The following is a 16527-nucleotide window of genomic DNA, read 5'->3' as shown; positions in this document are numbered from 1 at the left end:
TATTCAATAAGAAGTTTTCCCGAAGACTTGCAGAAATCAATATTGCAATATGCAAATACGACATAATCAAAGAAATCGGAGTATTATCTGAAAACGCAAAAGACTGGACGAAAGAACTTAACCTGATTTCATGGAACGATAGAGGCCCCAAATATGACATCCGAGAATGGTCACCTGAACATGAAAAGATGGGTAAGGGAGTAACTATTACTGCCGAGGAATTGAAAAAACTCAGAGATGTACTGAATGGGATGGAGTTGTAGAAACAAAAAACAATATTTTATTTGTTATTTAGTAAATATAGTATATAATTATTATAAAATAAAAGTTATTAGTAAGGAGGAGTTTTATGAAAATATCACTTAGAGACAAATTTCCTGACATAACAGTAGAAACAACAAAGGGAAGGATTTATTTACCAGATGATTATCAAGGAAAATGGTTTGTGTTGTTTAGTCATCCGGCAGATTTTACTCCTGTATGCACCACTGAATTTGTTTCTTTCCAAAAGAAAAAGAAACAGTTTGATGATTTAGGCGTTGAATTAATTGGATTGAGTGTGGATAGTTTAGAATCTCATGAGAAATGGATTCAATGGATAAAAGAAAATATTTATGTTCAAATAGAATTTCCTATTATTGATGATGAAAAGAGAAATGTTTCTCAAACCCTTGGATTAATTCATCCAAATGAAGATGATACAGCGGCAGTTAGAGCAGTAATTATTGTAGATCATAATGGAAAAGTACGGACTATGTTGGAATATCCGAAAGAGATAGGGAGAAACATTGATGAAATATTGAGAACGGTGAAAGCATTAAAACTGGCGTCTATTAAGAAAGTTTTTTCTCCAGCAAATTGGCCTCATAATGAAATTATTGGAGACAGGGTTTTATTTCATAGAGGAGAAAATGATATTCCGGCATTAGACAAGGAAAGAGGGATATGTAGTTTATCCGACTGGTTTGTTTATAAGAATTTAGATGAGCAAGAGTAATTTATTGGAATAAGATTAAAACATCAAAGCATCAGATACAATCCCGTATCTGGTGTTTTTTTGTCTAAAAATTTTCAAAGCTTTACCATATAGGAGCATACTTTAAGCTAGAGCTATTGGAAATCATTGGATATGTTTGGACTGGGGGCATAGTGAGTGAAAGAGAGACAAATTAAAATCTTTGGATTTGATAGGGATAGTATTTTAGACGGAGAGATTAGCAGTGAAAACAAGGCAGTTTTACCAAAGGATGAGGATGAAGCTAAAACGGAATGGACGGAAGGCTTACAACTTGGTCAGGATACATACAAGGGCTGGATTGCAACTACTAGTGGTATGAAAGTTGAGAGTCATAATGGAAAATGTGAGACCATATTTGTGCGTGAAAATATTTTTGATTTCACACAGGAATTTGAACATCTCATTTCTCTCGGAAAATTTGAAGAAATAGAAAATAGCGAAGATGATATCTGCATTAATAAAGATATTCTCAGTAGAATTTCATTTGGACTCACAGCAGCACAGCCGGTAGGAGATATGCCAGATATTATTGTATTGCCCCAGGATACATTTCATTTGAAAAAGGATTATAAAACAGTTGAAAAAATGGTGATTACTGAACCGGACGAAGAAGGAAAGCTGGTTACAACGATCGATTATAAACTAGAAGATTGTCCTGTGGATGAGGATTTTGACGTTTTTGATGGTGGGGGTATTGCACACCAGAGGTGTTTGGTCAAATCCAAGAGGGACTGGGTTTGCAATATCCTGTTGAATTTGCCATTATTCGTGGCTATGGAATTGATATCAAGGGAATGATTACGAAGTTTGACATCATTGGTTATTTGGATGAGTTTTATAAAGGAGAAACAGAGTTTTGCAAACTTGAAAATGTGAAATATTATTTAAAGGATTGCTGGAATAGATGGCGGAAAGTTACCAAATTTACGATGCCTCTTAATGAAAGTATGGTTAAGCTGGCAAAATATTATGATACAGAAGAATTTCAGAGTTGGCATACATAACTTAGCCGACTGGAGAACGTAGAGGAAAAGTATGCTCTAATTATGGGGAAATTATATATTTCAAAAGTCAATAAAAATTCTAAGGATGTTTCGGAATATCGAAGATTGAATTATCAGTTATTAACTGCATTGGCTCTTAGCAAGCAGGAAATCCTGAAATGCTCCAGGAGGTTATGCGTGCCGATAGAAGAATATTAAAACCATTTATGAAAGATGCGGAAAAGGAAGAATGGATTGCTAATATTGATGCCATTCGGTTATTTTTTAAGCATATTGTTTCTGGAGATACAGAAGAAGAGTTGGACGAAGATATTGCAGTTGTTAGGAAAATGTTTGAATTTCGTTTTCCGGGAATATCTTGTGAGGATTTAACACTTGCTCAAATTCGTGGTATGGAAGGCGTTCGTATTAGAGAAACCTATAAATTTATGAGTAAGAAAACAGGTGTAAAATGGACTGGACGTAAATACAAGGTCGACAACTATCAAGATAAAGCTGTTGTAAATCGAGGGCTGACTAGTGGTATGAATTGGGAATATATCAGGCGCAAGTTATTTCCTTGCGTCTGATATATTAAACCCCAAGAATAACGAGTATCTTCAATGATTAGCAGAATGTAATTTCTCCAACGTATTATTCCTTCTTTGTGGATAAAACCACTCTTAAAGTAAAAATCCCATCATCTGCCTTAAAGGTGCAAAAGCCTTTTCGCTTTTGTGCAATGGAGAGTACACTTCGACAACCATAGCCGTGCCCTTCTTCTTTTGAGAAGGGGATTCCATTTTGCATGCGTAATTCTCCTATGTATGCATTTTCTATCTCAATCAGGAGTAAATTTCGTTCCATACTACAATTCAAAAAAATTTTCCTTAGGGAAGTGTCTGTAATTTCACTTACAGCGCACAGTGCATTTTCCAGTCCGTTGGAGAGTACCGAGCAAAGCTCTGTGTCGGAAAAATTCAGATTTTTTGGGAGCACTGCTTTTACCGATAAGGTGATATTTTCCTTTTTCGCTTTCTCAGAAAAGTAAGAAACAATCATATTAACGGTTTCGTTTTCACAAAAGTGCACGGGTGTAATGGCTTTTATTTCTTGCTCCGTGTGGAAAAGATAGGCCTTGATTTTATCCAGCTCGCCATTTTCAGCAAGATTACCAATGAGGGATAAATGATGCCGTATATCGTGACGATAGATGGCTGCCTGTTCTGCTGTGTGATATAGTTCCTCCATTTTTTGCTTTGCTGTGAAAAGCTGAACAGTCATCATATTTTTTTCGGATTGTAGCTCTTCCATTTCTTTTGCACGGCGAAAAACATTCATTAGAAGAAAAAAGGCAGCCAATGTACTTAAACAGATCAGCGTTTTAAATGTCATGTTTTGCTCGCTTATCCCATAGCCCCCCGTGGCTAAAATCATAAAGTTATAAAGCAGTGGTACGGCGCAAAAGCCTAAAATATCACGGGTACCAAAGACATTAAGCAAATAGTCAAAACTTGGCTTCATGTACCGCCAAATGAAAAATAGCAATATCACATCAATGGTTAAAATGGTAATCAGTTTCATTGCAGGAGGCAAATATAAAATATGATTCAAGATTTTTGATATTGTCGTACCTAGCGAAGAAAGAAAGATAGTTGTTAGAACAACAAAAACAGGCTTGATAAAACCCTGTTTGGACACTGCCCAGAATAAAATAAGTGCGGGTAGCTGAGCAAAAAATAAATAAAGCTTTGCATAGGTTTTTGGGCCTATCAAAAATAATGCAAAAATCTGAATTAGCAAAATAGCGAATAATCCTACAAAGAAGCAGATACGCCGTTTGGCGGATAGCTGAGTGGGACGGACATCAAGGAGTATTGTCATAATAACAAGAGCGTTTATAATTACCAATAAGGATAGAATCAAGGTAAAGGGCATTTTTAATCCTCCTTTTTGGAAAATAATAGTTCAATATAGGCATCGCGCACCTTGATGAAATTTTGTCGGGATATTGGTACCTTTTTCCCGGAAAGGGTAGTGGCTTCTCGTCCGGTCAGCTCACCAATCTGCAAAAGATTGACAATGTAGGAACGGTGCGTACGCACAAACTGGGGGCGGGAGAGCAAAACACATTCAAACGCTCCAAGGGATGCTGCTGCCTCCCGCACGCTACCGTCTGACAGGTGAAAATATACCCATTTGTTCATAACCTCAACATAAGCAAGGTCCTTAAATAATATGCGAGCCATACCGTTTTTTGTTTTTACCCCAAGACTATCTTGGGGTTTTCGTGTTTTTACAATGAGCATATCCAGTAAGGGGTATATATTCTCTGCCTTTGCAGGTTTTAGTAAATAGTCCTGCGCCTTATATCGATAGCTTTGTACTGCATACTCAGGAGAAGAGGTCAAAAATACAATGCTTGTATCTTGGTCAAAGCTTCTAATTTCCTGTGCGGTTTCCATACCGTTTACCCCTGGCATTATAATATCCAAAAGGTACAGGTCGTACTTACCGGCTTTGGCAGTGGAAAGCAGCTCAGTGGCACTGTAAAAGGCTTGGTAGGAGATAGATGCTTTCCGCTCCTGTCTATATGTTTCTAAAATAGACGAGATACGCAATAACTCGTCCCTGTCGTCGTCACAAATGGCGATATGCAAACTTAAAACACCTCCCAGATAAAAAAGAATTCAGAGTAATTATACCATAAAGACTATTTTTTTCTATATTGTTTTTACCTTTTACACCAAAAAATGCTACCATTCACGCCATTGCCCTCTTTTTTTCGGAAAAACTGCTAGGATTAAACTGAATTTATATATAATTTTTTGATATAGATAAAGGGGGCGATAGTTTGACCACTGTGATTGCAAGTTTCATTGCTATAGTCAGCACCACGGCGTTGATTGCCCAGTGGTTTTGGTTGATATGGCGAGAGCTTAATACAAAGCAAAAAGCGGTGAATGCTGCCAAGTGTCAGCTTTCGGCAAGCCGTCAGGAATATCTGCGTTTGCGGGACGGCCCAGAAGAGGAACAGGCAAGGGGAATACTGGAAAGAAGCCAAAGCATATACAAGCAATCGGTAAGACTCTATAACGATACCCTGCAAAAATCTTTGCATATTGTTCCGGCATTCTTTCTGGGTTTTCGGCGAAAATTCGATGATATAGAAAAACCAATCAAGTGAGGTGGGAAAGCAAGGGATGAAAATAACGAATATTGGGTGGAGTGCCTAGGTTGTGCATGGTGCTGGCAATGCCAAGGAAAAAAAACAAGGACGGCACCCATATTATTCTATGGACATAAAACATCAAATGCACCAAACCATGCTGAATTTAGGTTTATTCCAACAAACGCTCTGCTAGAGTGCGTTAAGCGAGGTATTGCTCTCAGTCGCAATTTTTTCCTGCTGAAAATGTTGGGAATCGTTACATCAACTGAAGAAAGACCCACTTTGCAATAAAGGCTAAAATACAACAACAATTAGGGCGAGAAAAAATGTTCTCTGTGCCTTCATAAAAAAGGAGGAATATATTTCATGAGAAAGAAAATACTTGGGATGCTTCTTGTGCTGTGCATGGTGTTTACCATGGTGCCAGCGACGGTATTTGCTGCTGAAGAATATAACGTTTGGGTGGGCGGCATACAGGTGACCGCTGAGAATACCAGCGGTGAAGGCTGGAGCTACACCCCCGCCGCGGGGGAAACACCCCAAACTCTTACCCTTGAGGATGCAAACATCACAACATGGGGTACATTTGTTGATAAACCATATGCATGGGGTATGTCCAGTCTCTTTGGAATATACGCAGCAGGAGAGCTGAATATCGTGCTTATTGGGAGCAATAGCGTTGATATTTCTTCGTCAAGCACAACAACAGGCTTCAACTGCGCTATATTTGTGGCTGGGGACATAAGGATAAGCGGAAGTGGTTCACTGACCGCAAAAGGCGGAAGTGTCAATAATGTTAGCAATTATCAAAGCTGTGGAATATATTCTTATAATACTAGCATAGAAAGTGCTACGGTAACCGCCATAGCTGGAGCAACCCAAACAAGTGGGTGTGGTTCTGGTTTTTATGGAAACTTAACAATGAATAACGGAGGAACTTTGATAGCCGATGCACAGGCATCTGAGGATAGCAGCTATGGCGCATATTTGGGTACTTGTGTTATAAATGATGGCACATTAACAGCTACGGGGGGAGATGCTGCACAGTATAGCTATGGCTTAAGAATTATGAGTAGTATTACGATCAATGGAGGCACGGTAACCGCCAGCAGCGGTTCGGTGGGAGGAACGGGCTTTTCTCGGGCTATGGACAAAGCGCCCTCCTTCGGTGCTAGCTATACTCCACAGGTAACGGCGGGCGAAAGCAGCACAGTTAACACCCTTGTTGCAGTACCAGATATGAATACCTATAGGGACAATAATTATGTGAAAATTGAACCAGGAACCCCACCTGTTGCCACTATTGAAGAGACAAGCCAAGGCTACGCAACCCTGCAAGAAGCGGTGGATGGGGTTGAAAATGGGCAGACCATAAAGCTTTTGGCGGACGTTGACCTTACAACACCTGTTACCACAAGGGCAGTGGATTTCACCTTGGACTTAAATGGTAAAACCATTACCGATACTGCCAGCTATGCTGCAATTAACCACAGTGTAGCAGGCACGCTAACCATAAAAGATAGCAGCGGTGGCGGCAGCATTATTGGTTCTTTTGATATAAGTTCTGGTGGTGCGAGAGCTATCTATGTAAATCATGCAAATGCGAACCTCATCATTGATGGAGGAATCATTACTGGTGGTAGGTTTACCAATTACGACGGTAGTGGTGGTAATGCCATACAAGTTGTTGAGGGCAACCTTACTGTAAACAATGGTACGATTACCGGCGGTAGTGGCGCTATCGGGAGTACTATGAACGGTCATGGGATAGGTATAACTTCGGGTACGCTTACAGTAAATAATGGAACGATTACGGGTGGTAGCGGCTACCGGTATGGTGGCATAGGGATTAGTGCTTATGCTGCTGGTGCCACTGTTATAGTAAATAATGGAACGATTACGGGCGGTGAGGGCACCTTTGAGCATGGTTGTGCTATGTTGGTTGGTTCAAATAGCGTTACTTTAAACGGAGGTACGCTTAAGAGTGGCAACTCCGGAAGGGCTATCGACCCGAATGGTCTTGACGCACCTCTAAGAGAGGCTTCCACATTACTTGGCAGCGGAAAGTCATTTTTATCTTCCGCAGATGGCACAATCTATGATACCCTTGTGGATCCATCAACCATATTAGAAGATCTTACCCAGTGCTATTTACAGGTTATGAATACACCTGCCAGCTACACCGTAACCTATGATAATAACAGTGGCACAGGCACGATGAGCACAGGCACAGCGTTGGAGGGGATAGCATTCACCATGCCAAGCTGTACCCTTACTCCGCCTGCGGGTAAGCAATTTAAGGAATGGGCGATAGGAAGTGCAGACGGCACGAAGGTGGCAACAGGGGGTACATATATCTTTACTGAGAATACAACGGTGTATGCAGTTTGGGAAGAAGAACCATTTGCAGGCACAGTGATAATCAGTGGTACTTTAAAATTTAATGAAACCCTTACCGCAACGGTCAGTGGTGGCAACAACACAGGCATCCTGTCCTATCAGTGGAAACGTGGCACCACGAATTTGAGCACAGGAGCAACCTACACCACAGTATTGGCAGATATTGGCCAAACAATCACCTGTGAAGTAACAAGCGATGCTCAAACAGGTGCAATCAGTGGCAGTACAACTGGGACGATTGCAAAAGCAGATGGCCTAGAGGTAGTGGGTGTTTCTGCAACAAACTGTACCACATTAGACAACAATGATGGAACACTGATTGGTGTGACCGCAGACATGAAATATAAAATGTCTGGTGATGTGGATTGGACAGAAGGCACAGGCAGTACCATCACAGGGCTAAGTAATGGCACGTACAAGGTGTATATGAAAGAAACGGAAACCCACAATGCAGGCGCTGAAAGGACCTTTACCATCGCACCATACAGCATTACTCCAACCTATGGTGTCAGCCTGGATAAAACAGACACCCACGTTTTTGCTGGGGCAACTGTGGGCTATGGGGAACAAGGTACATGCACTGTACAGGTAAGTAACACAGGAAATCAGGCAACTGGTGCATTATCAGTGGCGCTTTCCGGTGCAAACAGCGACAGTTTTACATTGAACAAAACAAACATTGACAGCATTGGGGCAAGCGGAAACGATACCTTTACCGTAAAACCAAACACTGGCCTTGCGGCGGGTGTTTACACCGCAACGGTAACAGTGGCAAAGGCGTTGGGCAATGGAAATGACATCACAGCCCAAAGCTTTGATATAAGTTTTACTGTGACAGATGCCTTTAACATCACCTTTGATGCAAACAGCGGCACGGTTACCCCTACGACTGCAACAACAAGTTTAGAGGGAAAGCTTGGAAGTCTGCCTACGCCTACAAGAAGTGGCAGCTATCGTTTTGACGGTTGGTTTACGGCGGTAAGTGGAGGCACACAGGTGACGACGGCTACCGTTTTTACAGGGGATGATACGATTTATGCCCGCTGGACATATATTGGAGGTGGTGGTTCCGGCGGTGGTGGTTCCAGCGGCGGCACAAGCAATAACAGTGTAAATAACAATGCTTCCAATATCACCGTCACTACGCCTCCCGCAGAACAACCAAACAACCCAACACAGGGTGAAATCAAGGTGAGCGGCAAGGTTGACGAAAATAAAAATGTCATTATAAGCTTAACTGACAAAAACGTTGCCGATGTCTACAACAAAGCCCTTGCAGATGCAAAGAAAAATGGCAATGAGGAAAATGGAATCACCCTTGTGCTAAATGTAGATACAGGCAATCAAACGGCAAATAGGATGACCGTTAATCTGCCAAAGGCAGTACAGGATGCGATTATCAGTAAGAAGATTGTGAATACCGTTGTGGTGGTAGATAATCCCGATATTTTAATCGGCATGGATTTAAGTGCTGTGGAAGAAATCAATAAGCAGGCAAATACAGATGTGAATCTTACTGCTGAAAAGGCAGATGGTAACCAGCTGAAGGGTGCAGCAAAAGAGGCGATCGGCTCTCGTCCTGTCTTTGTTCTCAAGGTAAATTACGGCAGCGGCAGGCAGGTTGAGAATTTTGGCGAAGGTAGTATTACGGTGGAAATTCCATATACCCTTGGTGAAAATGAGGATGCAGATAATATTTTTGCGGTCTATATTGATGACAACGGCAATGTGGAGTGGCTGACTGACTCAGTCTATGACAGGGCAAAAAAGGTGGTTCGTTTTAGTACAAAACACTTCTCTACCTATGGCATAGGCTATAAGCAGACTAATCTGAACTTTACCGATATTACAAATCATTGGGCCAAGGAAAGCATTGAATTTGCGGTAAGCCGTGGATTGTTCAGCGGTACTGCTGCTTCTACCTTTAGCCCCGATACAACTATGACAAGAGGCATGTTTGTAACCGCTCTTGGCAGAATGGCAGAGGTGAATACAAAGAAATACACCAAAACCAGTTTTACTGATGTGAAAAACGATGCTTATTATATGCCATATATTGAATGGGCAAGCAAGAATAATATCGTAACTGGCATGGGAGAAGGCAAGTTTGCGCCTGGCCAGTCCATTACCCGTGAGCAGATGGCGGTGATTATGAATAACTATGCCAAGGTTATGGGGGTTGTGCTGCCAAAGGTTCACGATGAGAATACCTTTGCTGATAGCGCTAAGATTGGCACATGGGCTAGAACTGCTGTGGAAAATGTACTGCGGGCAGGCATTATCAGCGGGAGGAGCGGTAATGTATTTGACCCCCAGGATATGGCGACAAGAGCTGAGGTTTCTGTTGTGATGAAGCGTTTTATGGAGCTTGCTGGTGATAGTGACACAGTTCGGGTAAGCTATAGTTAAGTAAGTAGATATGATTATTAGCAATCAGGACCACCGGCTTAGCCGGCGGTCCTGATTGCACAATTTCAATAGGGATAAGGTGTTGTTGACCAGTTTTCTTCAGCGACCAAAGGCATAGCTCATGTTAAACCTTCCAACCCCGGTTACTCGAGCAGGAGAAAATCGTTGTACTACACCTGTCTCCTAAGTGATAAAGTTACAGTATATAATAGTGGTTTACTGTATTATAATTAAAAAGGAATACTTTAATAACCGTGGGAGAGGAGACAGAGTATTATGATAAGATATTTAGTTTGCGCTTTGATAGGCGGTATTATCGGATATTTTGTGTTTTATAAGCTAATTGGATGTTCAAACGGGAGCTGTCCGATCACCGCAAATCCATATATATCCACAGCATATGGAATGGTATTGGGAGTTCTTCTTGCAGTTGTAATAGCACCTCTGGCTGGAACAGTAAATTTGGGAGATTCTACACAGCCACCCGCTGTAGAGTATAAAAAAATAACGTCTGAAGAAGCTAAAGCCAGAATTGACAGCGGGGACGAAGTAATAATTCTTGATGTACGCACCAAAGATGAATTTAATTCCAGTCACATCCCAAATGCAATTTTACTACCTAATGAAACAATATCTGACAAAATGCTGGATTTACTGCCAGATCTTGATGCAGAAATATTAATTTACTGCCGTTCAGGAAACCGCAGCGCACAGGCTGCGAAGAAACTGATAGCAATTGGATATACAAATGTCTACGATTTCGCCGGAATTATTGATTGGCCGTATGATACAGTAACAGAGTCTTAGGGAAACACCGCAAAAATCTTCTTTGAGAAACTTTGCATTAGAAGCGGAAAAGGAGTCGATTACTGTAGTTCAAAGAAAGATATTGACAATGTGCTTGACAGATTAGGCTCATTGTAATATTATTTCTATAACAATATTATATAACAGTGTTATAACGGCAGTTGGAGGATAATATGTGCACGGATGATTTGAATACATTGCAGAAAATTATGGCTGAGGGCAAAAAAGAGTTCTTAGATAAAGGCTTTAAAGATGCTTCCCTGAGAAATATTGTAAAACGAGCAGGTGTTACAACAGGTGCATTTTATGGATATTATCCCGATAAAAAAGCCCTGTTTGAAGCATTGGTATCACCTGCGGTAGAAGGTCTTAGAGCTATGTTCATGACAGCGCAACAGGAATTTGATCAGTTGACGGAAGTGGAAAAACAGAAAGCCATTTATGATTATTCGTCTAACGAGGTCAAAAAATTCATAGCGTATGTTTATGATTATTTCGATGAATTCAAGTTACTCATTTCTTGTGCTGAGGGGACAGACTTTTCGGATTTTATCCACGATCTTGTAGAAATTGAGGTGGAGTATACCATGAGGTTTATGGAATCTACGGGTAATGATGCTTTGGCATCTGGAAGGGCAACTCCTGAGCTGTTACATATTATCTCAAGTGCCTTTTTTTCTGCAGTTTTTGAGACGGTTAAACATGATATGCCCAGAGAAATGGCAGACAATTATATAGATAGCTTAAGGCAGTTTTTTACCGCAGGATGGAAAAGGATTTTTAATCCTCAATAATTTTTATAGAAGTGTGGTAAGTATCAAGTTGAGGTTCTGCGGAACCTCAAAAAATTATCCGCGAGTTATACAGAGCTAACTAAAAAGTGGGGAAAGAGAGGTTTTCATATTGAGAGAAAAGTAAAACAAAAAATTAAATATTAACTCTGTGGATATGGAAGGAGATGGTAACTTCATTTTGACTTGCAATTGATGCAGTAATGTGCTTTGAGTAGCTTTCATGGTAATCGCGCTGAAGAACATATGTAATCTTGTAAGCACCGAGGCGCTTATTGTAATCTGCATAAATCTGAATTATTGCTTTTGCTATATCTTAATTTTCCTTGATGCGGTCAGCTGGTTTTAAATTGTAATGCTTGTAATAGGTGCTTCTGTTAACACCTAACACCCTGCATAGGATTTTGATATTATGCTGAAAACATAGCTTATGAACAGCTTCTAGTCGTTGCTTGAGTGTGGCGTGAAGATGGCAATCGCTTTTTTTAGTATTAAGAGTTCTTCTTCAAGTTGGGCATTGCGTCTTTGAAGATCCTTAACCTGTTTGGCAGTTAGAATTTCGCCATCATCCGTTTTAACGGTTGAATATTGTTTGATCCAGCGTGTAAGAGCTGTAAGTAATACTCCATACTCTTTACAAAGTGCAGCTTGGGTTTTGCCGCCGGATTGATAAAGGTTAACGAGGGTACGTTTAAAGTCCTCATCATATCGATTTCCAGTTTTATTTGCGGACATGAGTAGATACCTCCTTTTTGTGTCTACTTAATTGTAATATATGGTTACTTATCGTGTCCAATTTATAATATAGATCCAATAGATCCAGATTGAGAAGGTTACGGTCTACGAGGATAAATTTTTAGTGGAATTTAAAACAGGAATGGAGGCTTATAAGTAAATTAGAATATAAGAGTGATATACCCTGTTGTTTTGAAAAAGCTGGTGGGGTATTTTTTTTTAAAAATTCCGTTTAATAGGCAATTCTGATTGAATTGAAGTTTTATTCAGTGTCATTGGATTGTATTTTCTGATATAGATGTTTGCTGCTGTAGCTTCCTCAAAAAAATATTTATTTTAACCATAAAAAACAAAAAAATCTGCTATTATTATATAGGAGGTGAAATTTTTATGCCAAAATTATTAATAGTAGATGACAATAAACAAATCACATCAATTTTGGAGGAGTATGCCAAAAAAGAAGGATATGAAACAGTGGTTGCGTTGGATGGCGAGGAGGCTTTACAAAAATTTTCAGATGAAAAACCGGATATTCTGTTGTTGGATGTGATGATGCCAAAGAAGGACGGATTTGCCGTTTGCAGGGAGATCCGGAAAAACTCCAATGTTCCTATCGTTATGATTACCGCACGAGGTGAGGATTTTGAAAAAATTATGGGTCTTGAGATTGGCGCAGATGATTATATTGTAAAGCCTTTTTCTCCAGGGGAGGTAATGGCACGCGTAAAGGCGATTATGCGACGTATTGTAAGAGAAGAAAAACAGGCACAGTGTTTTGTTCATGGTAATTTGAACATTTGTTTGGATGAGTATACTGTGACAATTGATGGTGAACCTGTTGCACTTACCAAAAAAGAAATTGAAATCTTGTGGACGTTGGCAACAGCAAAAAACAAGGTGTTTTCTCGTGACAACCTTCTTAATAGTTTGTGGGGATATGATTATTTTGGCGATAGTAGAACAGTAGATAGCCATATTAAACGTCTTCGATCGAAATTAGAGCAATTTAACCATCCGTCTTGGGATATCAAAACTATATGGGGCGTTGGATACAAATTTGAGGTGACAACGGATGCTGAAAAGTAAAATAGCTAGGAAGTTAAGTAGAAATTTTGCGGTTGTTTTGTTTTCTTTTGCGCTCATTGTTGGAAGTGTTTTTTTCTTTCTTTTTCGTAGTTATACAGTTGAAAGGCATCAAATTGAGCTAGAAAACTATGCCCGATCTTTAGCTGAAAGCCTTTCCGGTGGAAGTGGGATTTTTGGAAAAGGAATGGGCGGATATGGAGCATATCTTAGATTTATCAGTGAGGTTTCGGACACGGAAGTTTGGGTTGTGGATGAAAATATGAATTTAATTACAGCAGGCAAAGGGCATGGGGGGATATATGAAGGATATGCTATGATGGAATTACCATCCGATGCAAAGGAAGTTATTGAAGAGGTGCTAACAGGGGAAACTGTGAATACCAAAGGGTTTAGCGATGTTCTTTCCACATTGACATTAACTGTGGGAGTTCCAATTCAAACCGAAAACGGTGATATCATGGGTGCGGTTTTGCTGCATTCTCCGGTGGATGGAACAATGGCGTCAACGGAACGAGGACTTGCAGTTTTAGCAGTTAGTATTTTAGTCGCACTGTTCGCATCCATTTTGCTTGCCATAGTAATGTCCGCTTCATTTACAAAACCACTTTCAAAGATGAAAAGGGCAGCAAATTCTATGATGCAAGGAAATTACAACGTTCGTTGTGGTGTTGTGCAAAAGGATGAGATTGGGGAGTTATCTGAGGATTTGGATTTGCTTGCAGTTCGTTTGGATGAAGCTAGAAAAGAAACTCAAAAGCTGGAACAAATGCGCCGTGATTTTGTGGCAAACATTTCCCATGAGTTGCGTACGCCTGTCACGGTAATAAGAGGCTCCCTTGAGGCTCTGTGTGACAAGGTTGTGGATACGCCTGAAAAAGTTGCAGACTTTCATAGACAAATGCTGGAGGAAGCAAAATTTTTAGAGCGGTTAATAGGGGATTTGTTAGATATCTCAAGATTGCAAAACATGAATTTTGCCATTGAAATGTCACCAGTTAACATATGTGAGGTGATAGAGGATGTATCAAGAAGTGCTTCTAGAATTGCACAAAGGAAAGAAGTCTTTGTAAGTGTTCAACAGCATAGTCCCTGTGTACAGATACTGGGGGATTATGGAAGATTACGACAAATGTTTATGATTGTGCTGGATAACGCCATCAAGTTTTCGCCACAGGGGGCGCAGGTGGAGATTGAGTTGTCAGAACATCAGGTGATTATTCGTGATCATGGATGCGGGATTGATCCTGCTCATTTGCCCCATATTTTCGAACGGTTTTATAAAACATATGGCGAACAGAATAAAACTGGAACAGGGCTTGGCCTTTCCATTGCAAAGCAAATTGCAGACCGTCACGGTATCTTTCTATCAGCGGCAAACAACACAGAGGGTGGTGCCCAATTCACATTTGATTTTACTGAAAAATGAATGTCAATATTTTGACTGACAGATGTCTTTAAAATATAAAACAAAAGACATAATTTTGACAAAAAGTTACGGTAATCTTTAGTTACAGAAAAACAAACCCTATAAAAATATTTCAGGAGGTGCAAAGATTATGAGAAGATGGAAAAAGATTACTGCAACTGGTTTTATGGTGATGGCAATTAGTGCAACTGGTGTAACAGCCTTTGCGGCATCGCAGTACAATACACCGGCCGAATTGGTTGCTGGGATTACCGGTCGCACGGTAGAAAGTGTTGTGGCTGAAAGAACAGAAACAGGAAAAACTTACGGTAAAATTGCTTCTGACGCAGGTGAATTGGATGAATTTAAGGCTGAGGCACTTGAAATCAAAAAGGATCAGCTGGCAGCTCAGGTGACTGCAGGGGTGATGACACAAGAAAGAGCTGATAACATCATTGCTGTTTTAGAGGAAAATCAGGCAAATTGTGATGGAACAGGCAGTGCAGAAATCGAAAAATCTTTAGGTGCAAGATTTGGTGCAAATGGGGCAGGAATGGGTACTGGAAGTGGCAAAGCTGCTGAAAGAGGACACGGTGGACAAGGTATGGGACTGCGCGACGGTTCTTGCTATTAAAATTACGATGAAATGATAATGAATCTTAAAAGCAACGCAGTGAGATGTGCATAAGCGCTAATTACTGCGTTGTTTTTATTGACAATTATGCTTAAGTACAATAGAATTGTAAGCATAAAAGTAAATTTAAGGAGGTGTTTTTATTGGGTGCAACTGAACTAATTATGCAAATGGCAAAAAAAAATAATGGGATGATTACCACGGCAATGGTTGTTGAAGCGGAAATATCAAGGGGGAATTTAAAATATCTCGTTGACAAAGATTTGCTGGAAAAAGCAACTCGTGGAGTTTATATATTGCCTGAGGTTCGGGAAGATGAGTTTTTTAATTTGCAAAGTCGTTTTAAGCGAGGAGTTTTCTCACATGAAACAGCATTGTTCCTGTTAGATTTGACGGATAGAACGCCTAATTACTATTATATGACATTTCCTGCATCTTATAATCTTGCAAAGCCTAAAGAAGAAAATGTGCGATGTTCCCAATCAAACAAATCCTTGTATAATATAGGAATTACTATTTTACAGTCACCCAGTGGTAATTCAGTGAAAGGCTATTGTATGGAACGAACTTTATGTGACATTTTAAGACTTCAAAGCCATACGAATATCCAAGTAATTACAGATGCCTTCAAGCGTTACACAAAAAGACCGGATAAAAATATACCACTATTATCAGAATATGCGAAGATATTTAGAGTTGAAAAAAGGATAAGACCTTATTTGGAGGTATTGCTATGAAGAATGCAATGGGGCTCAAATCAATCATTAAGAATCTCGCAAAAGAAAAGAATATCTCTGCATAGCTTGTGATGCAGAATTATATGTTGGAGGGATTGCTTGAACGGGTATCTGTATCCAAATACCAATAGAATTTTATTTTAAAGGGTGGCTCTCTAATTGCTACGATGGTTGGTTTTGACACCAGAGCGATAACGGATATAGATGCGCAATGAAAGGTTTTCCTGTGATTAAGTAGACCGCGAAAGAAATACGTGAGTAATTTTCAGGATGGAATTGAATGATGATGTGTATTTACATCACGGAGGGCTTAAAATAATAGCGGTTTCGTATATTTGGTATTTTTGTAG

At 40.0% G+C, this 16527-nt stretch carries 16 protein-coding genes; 13 read left to right on the top strand and 3 right to left on the bottom strand.

The features are described from left to right. Positions 1–41: 41 nt before the first annotated feature. The 5 genes from CLNEO_RS12805 to CLNEO_RS12785 all read left to right on the top strand — a co-directional run bounded on the left by CLNEO_RS12805 (position 42) and on the right by CLNEO_RS12785 (position 2591). Positions 42–263, top strand: coding sequence for a YdbC family protein (locus tag CLNEO_RS12805; RefSeq protein ID WP_066089819.1), 222 nt, complete (start codon positions 42–44; stop codon positions 261–263). Positions 264–349: 86 nt separating this feature from the next. Next, complete coding sequence (locus tag CLNEO_RS12800) at positions 350–997, top strand: peroxiredoxin (protein ID WP_066089777.1); 648 nt, start codon at positions 350–352, stop codon at positions 995–997. A 156-nt stretch (positions 998–1153) separates the two neighbouring features. Then, a complete protein-coding gene (locus CLNEO_RS12795) occupies positions 1154–1816 on the top strand; it encodes a hypothetical protein (RefSeq protein WP_066089771.1) in 663 nt (220 codons plus the stop codon). Beyond that, positions 1756–2022: a hypothetical protein gene (locus CLNEO_RS12790; protein WP_066089767.1), complete on the top strand. Its 267-nt coding sequence runs from the start codon at positions 1756–1758 to the stop codon at positions 2020–2022. The genes CLNEO_RS12795 and CLNEO_RS12790 overlap by 61 nt, the downstream gene beginning before the upstream one ends. A gap of 173 nt (positions 2023–2195) precedes the next feature. Then, positions 2196–2591: a CRISPR-associated endonuclease Cas1 gene (locus CLNEO_RS12785; protein WP_157723581.1), complete on the top strand. Its 396-nt coding sequence runs from the start codon at positions 2196–2198 to the stop codon at positions 2589–2591. Between the two features lie 64 nt (positions 2592–2655). Here the strand turns inward: CLNEO_RS12785 and CLNEO_RS12780 are convergent, their stop codons facing one another. Continuing rightward, on the bottom strand, positions 2656–3939 hold the full coding sequence (locus tag CLNEO_RS12780) for an ATP-binding protein (RefSeq protein WP_066089761.1): 1284 nt from the start codon (positions 3937–3939) through the stop codon (positions 2656–2658). 2 nt (positions 3940–3941) lie between these two features. After that, positions 3942–4661 (bottom strand): LytR/AlgR family response regulator transcription factor, encoded by a 720-nt coding sequence (locus tag CLNEO_RS12775; protein ID WP_066089758.1) that lies wholly within the window; start codon positions 4659–4661, stop codon positions 3942–3944. A gap of 194 nt (positions 4662–4855) precedes the next feature. On the opposite strand from CLNEO_RS12775, the gene CLNEO_RS12770 reads away from it, so the two are divergent. The 4 genes from CLNEO_RS12770 to CLNEO_RS12755 all read left to right on the top strand — a co-directional run bounded on the left by CLNEO_RS12770 (position 4856) and on the right by CLNEO_RS12755 (position 11583). Then, positions 4856–5188: a hypothetical protein gene (locus CLNEO_RS12770; RefSeq protein WP_066089757.1), complete on the top strand. Its 333-nt coding sequence runs from the start codon at positions 4856–4858 to the stop codon at positions 5186–5188. 351 nt (positions 5189–5539) lie between these two features. Further along, a complete protein-coding gene (locus tag CLNEO_RS12765) occupies positions 5540–9982 on the top strand; it encodes an S-layer homology domain-containing protein (RefSeq protein WP_066089755.1) in 4443 nt (1480 codons plus the stop codon). Positions 9983–10258: 276 nt separating this feature from the next. Further along, positions 10259–10789, top strand: a complete 531-nt coding sequence (locus tag CLNEO_RS12760) for a rhodanese-like domain-containing protein (protein WP_242864208.1) — start codon at positions 10259–10261, stop codon at positions 10787–10789. A gap of 173 nt (positions 10790–10962) precedes the next feature. Then, complete coding sequence (locus tag CLNEO_RS12755; protein WP_066089752.1) at positions 10963–11583, top strand: TetR/AcrR family transcriptional regulator; 621 nt, start codon at positions 10963–10965, stop codon at positions 11581–11583. Between the two features lie 438 nt (positions 11584–12021). Here the strand turns inward: CLNEO_RS12755 and CLNEO_RS12750 are convergent, their stop codons facing one another. Then, on the bottom strand, positions 12022–12315 hold the full coding sequence (locus tag CLNEO_RS12750) for an IS3 family transposase (protein ID WP_066089747.1): 294 nt from the start codon (positions 12313–12315) through the stop codon (positions 12022–12024). Between the two features lie 390 nt (positions 12316–12705). Between CLNEO_RS12750 and CLNEO_RS12745 the strand changes: the two genes are divergently transcribed. The 4 genes from CLNEO_RS12745 (at position 12706) to CLNEO_RS12730 (ending at position 16177) form a co-directional block, all read left to right on the top strand. Beyond that, complete coding sequence (locus CLNEO_RS12745; protein WP_066089744.1) at positions 12706–13401, top strand: response regulator transcription factor; 696 nt, start codon at positions 12706–12708, stop codon at positions 13399–13401. Further along, a complete protein-coding gene (locus CLNEO_RS12740; protein ID WP_242864207.1) occupies positions 13388–14827 on the top strand; it encodes a HAMP domain-containing sensor histidine kinase in 1440 nt (479 codons plus the stop codon). The genes CLNEO_RS12745 and CLNEO_RS12740 overlap by 14 nt, the downstream gene beginning before the upstream one ends. Before the next feature lie 130 nt (positions 14828–14957). Beyond that, positions 14958–15440: a hypothetical protein gene (locus tag CLNEO_RS12735; protein ID WP_066089739.1), complete on the top strand. Its 483-nt coding sequence runs from the start codon at positions 14958–14960 to the stop codon at positions 15438–15440. 143 nt (positions 15441–15583) lie between these two features. Then, positions 15584–16177, top strand: coding sequence for a type IV toxin-antitoxin system AbiEi family antitoxin domain-containing protein (locus tag CLNEO_RS12730; protein ID WP_096348811.1), 594 nt, complete (start codon positions 15584–15586; stop codon positions 16175–16177). The last annotated feature ends 350 nt before the right edge of the window (positions 16178–16527 follow it).

Origin of the sequence: Anaerotignum neopropionicum (genome assembly GCF_001571775.1) — a bacterium.
GTDB lineage: Bacteria > Bacillota > Clostridia > Lachnospirales > Anaerotignaceae > Chakrabartyella > Chakrabartyella neopropionicum.
The sequence above is the reverse complement of the archived record's forward strand: the minus strand, read 5'-3'. Positions and strand labels throughout refer to the sequence as shown.

Bases quoted from the DNA above. Each gene is read 5' to 3' on its own strand.
- CLNEO_RS12740 (WP_242864207.1), top strand. From the start codon at position 13,388: ATGCTGAAAAGTAAAATAGCTAGGAAGTTAAGTAGAAATTTTGCGGTT.
- CLNEO_RS12765 (WP_066089755.1), top strand. From the start codon at position 5,540: ATGAGAAAGAAAATACTTGGGATGCTTCTTGTGCTGTGCATGGTGTTT.
- CLNEO_RS12780 (WP_066089761.1), bottom strand. From the start codon at position 3,939: ATGCCCTTTACCTTGATTCTATCCTTATTGGTAATTATAAACGCTCTT.
- CLNEO_RS12745 (WP_066089744.1), top strand. From the start codon at position 12,706: ATGCCAAAATTATTAATAGTAGATGACAATAAACAAATCACATCAATT.
- CLNEO_RS12755 (WP_066089752.1), top strand. From the start codon at position 10,963: ATGTGCACGGATGATTTGAATACATTGCAGAAAATTATGGCTGAGGGC.
- CLNEO_RS12750 (WP_066089747.1), bottom strand. From the start codon at position 12,315: ATGTCCGCAAATAAAACTGGAAATCGATATGATGAGGACTTTAAACGT.
- CLNEO_RS12760 (WP_242864208.1), top strand. From the start codon at position 10,259: ATGATAAGATATTTAGTTTGCGCTTTGATAGGCGGTATTATCGGATAT.
- CLNEO_RS12800 (WP_066089777.1), top strand. From the start codon at position 350: ATGAAAATATCACTTAGAGACAAATTTCCTGACATAACAGTAGAAACA.
- CLNEO_RS12785 (WP_157723581.1), top strand. From the start codon at position 2,196: ATGCGTGCCGATAGAAGAATATTAAAACCATTTATGAAAGATGCGGAA.
- CLNEO_RS12735 (WP_066089739.1), top strand. From the start codon at position 14,958: ATGAGAAGATGGAAAAAGATTACTGCAACTGGTTTTATGGTGATGGCA.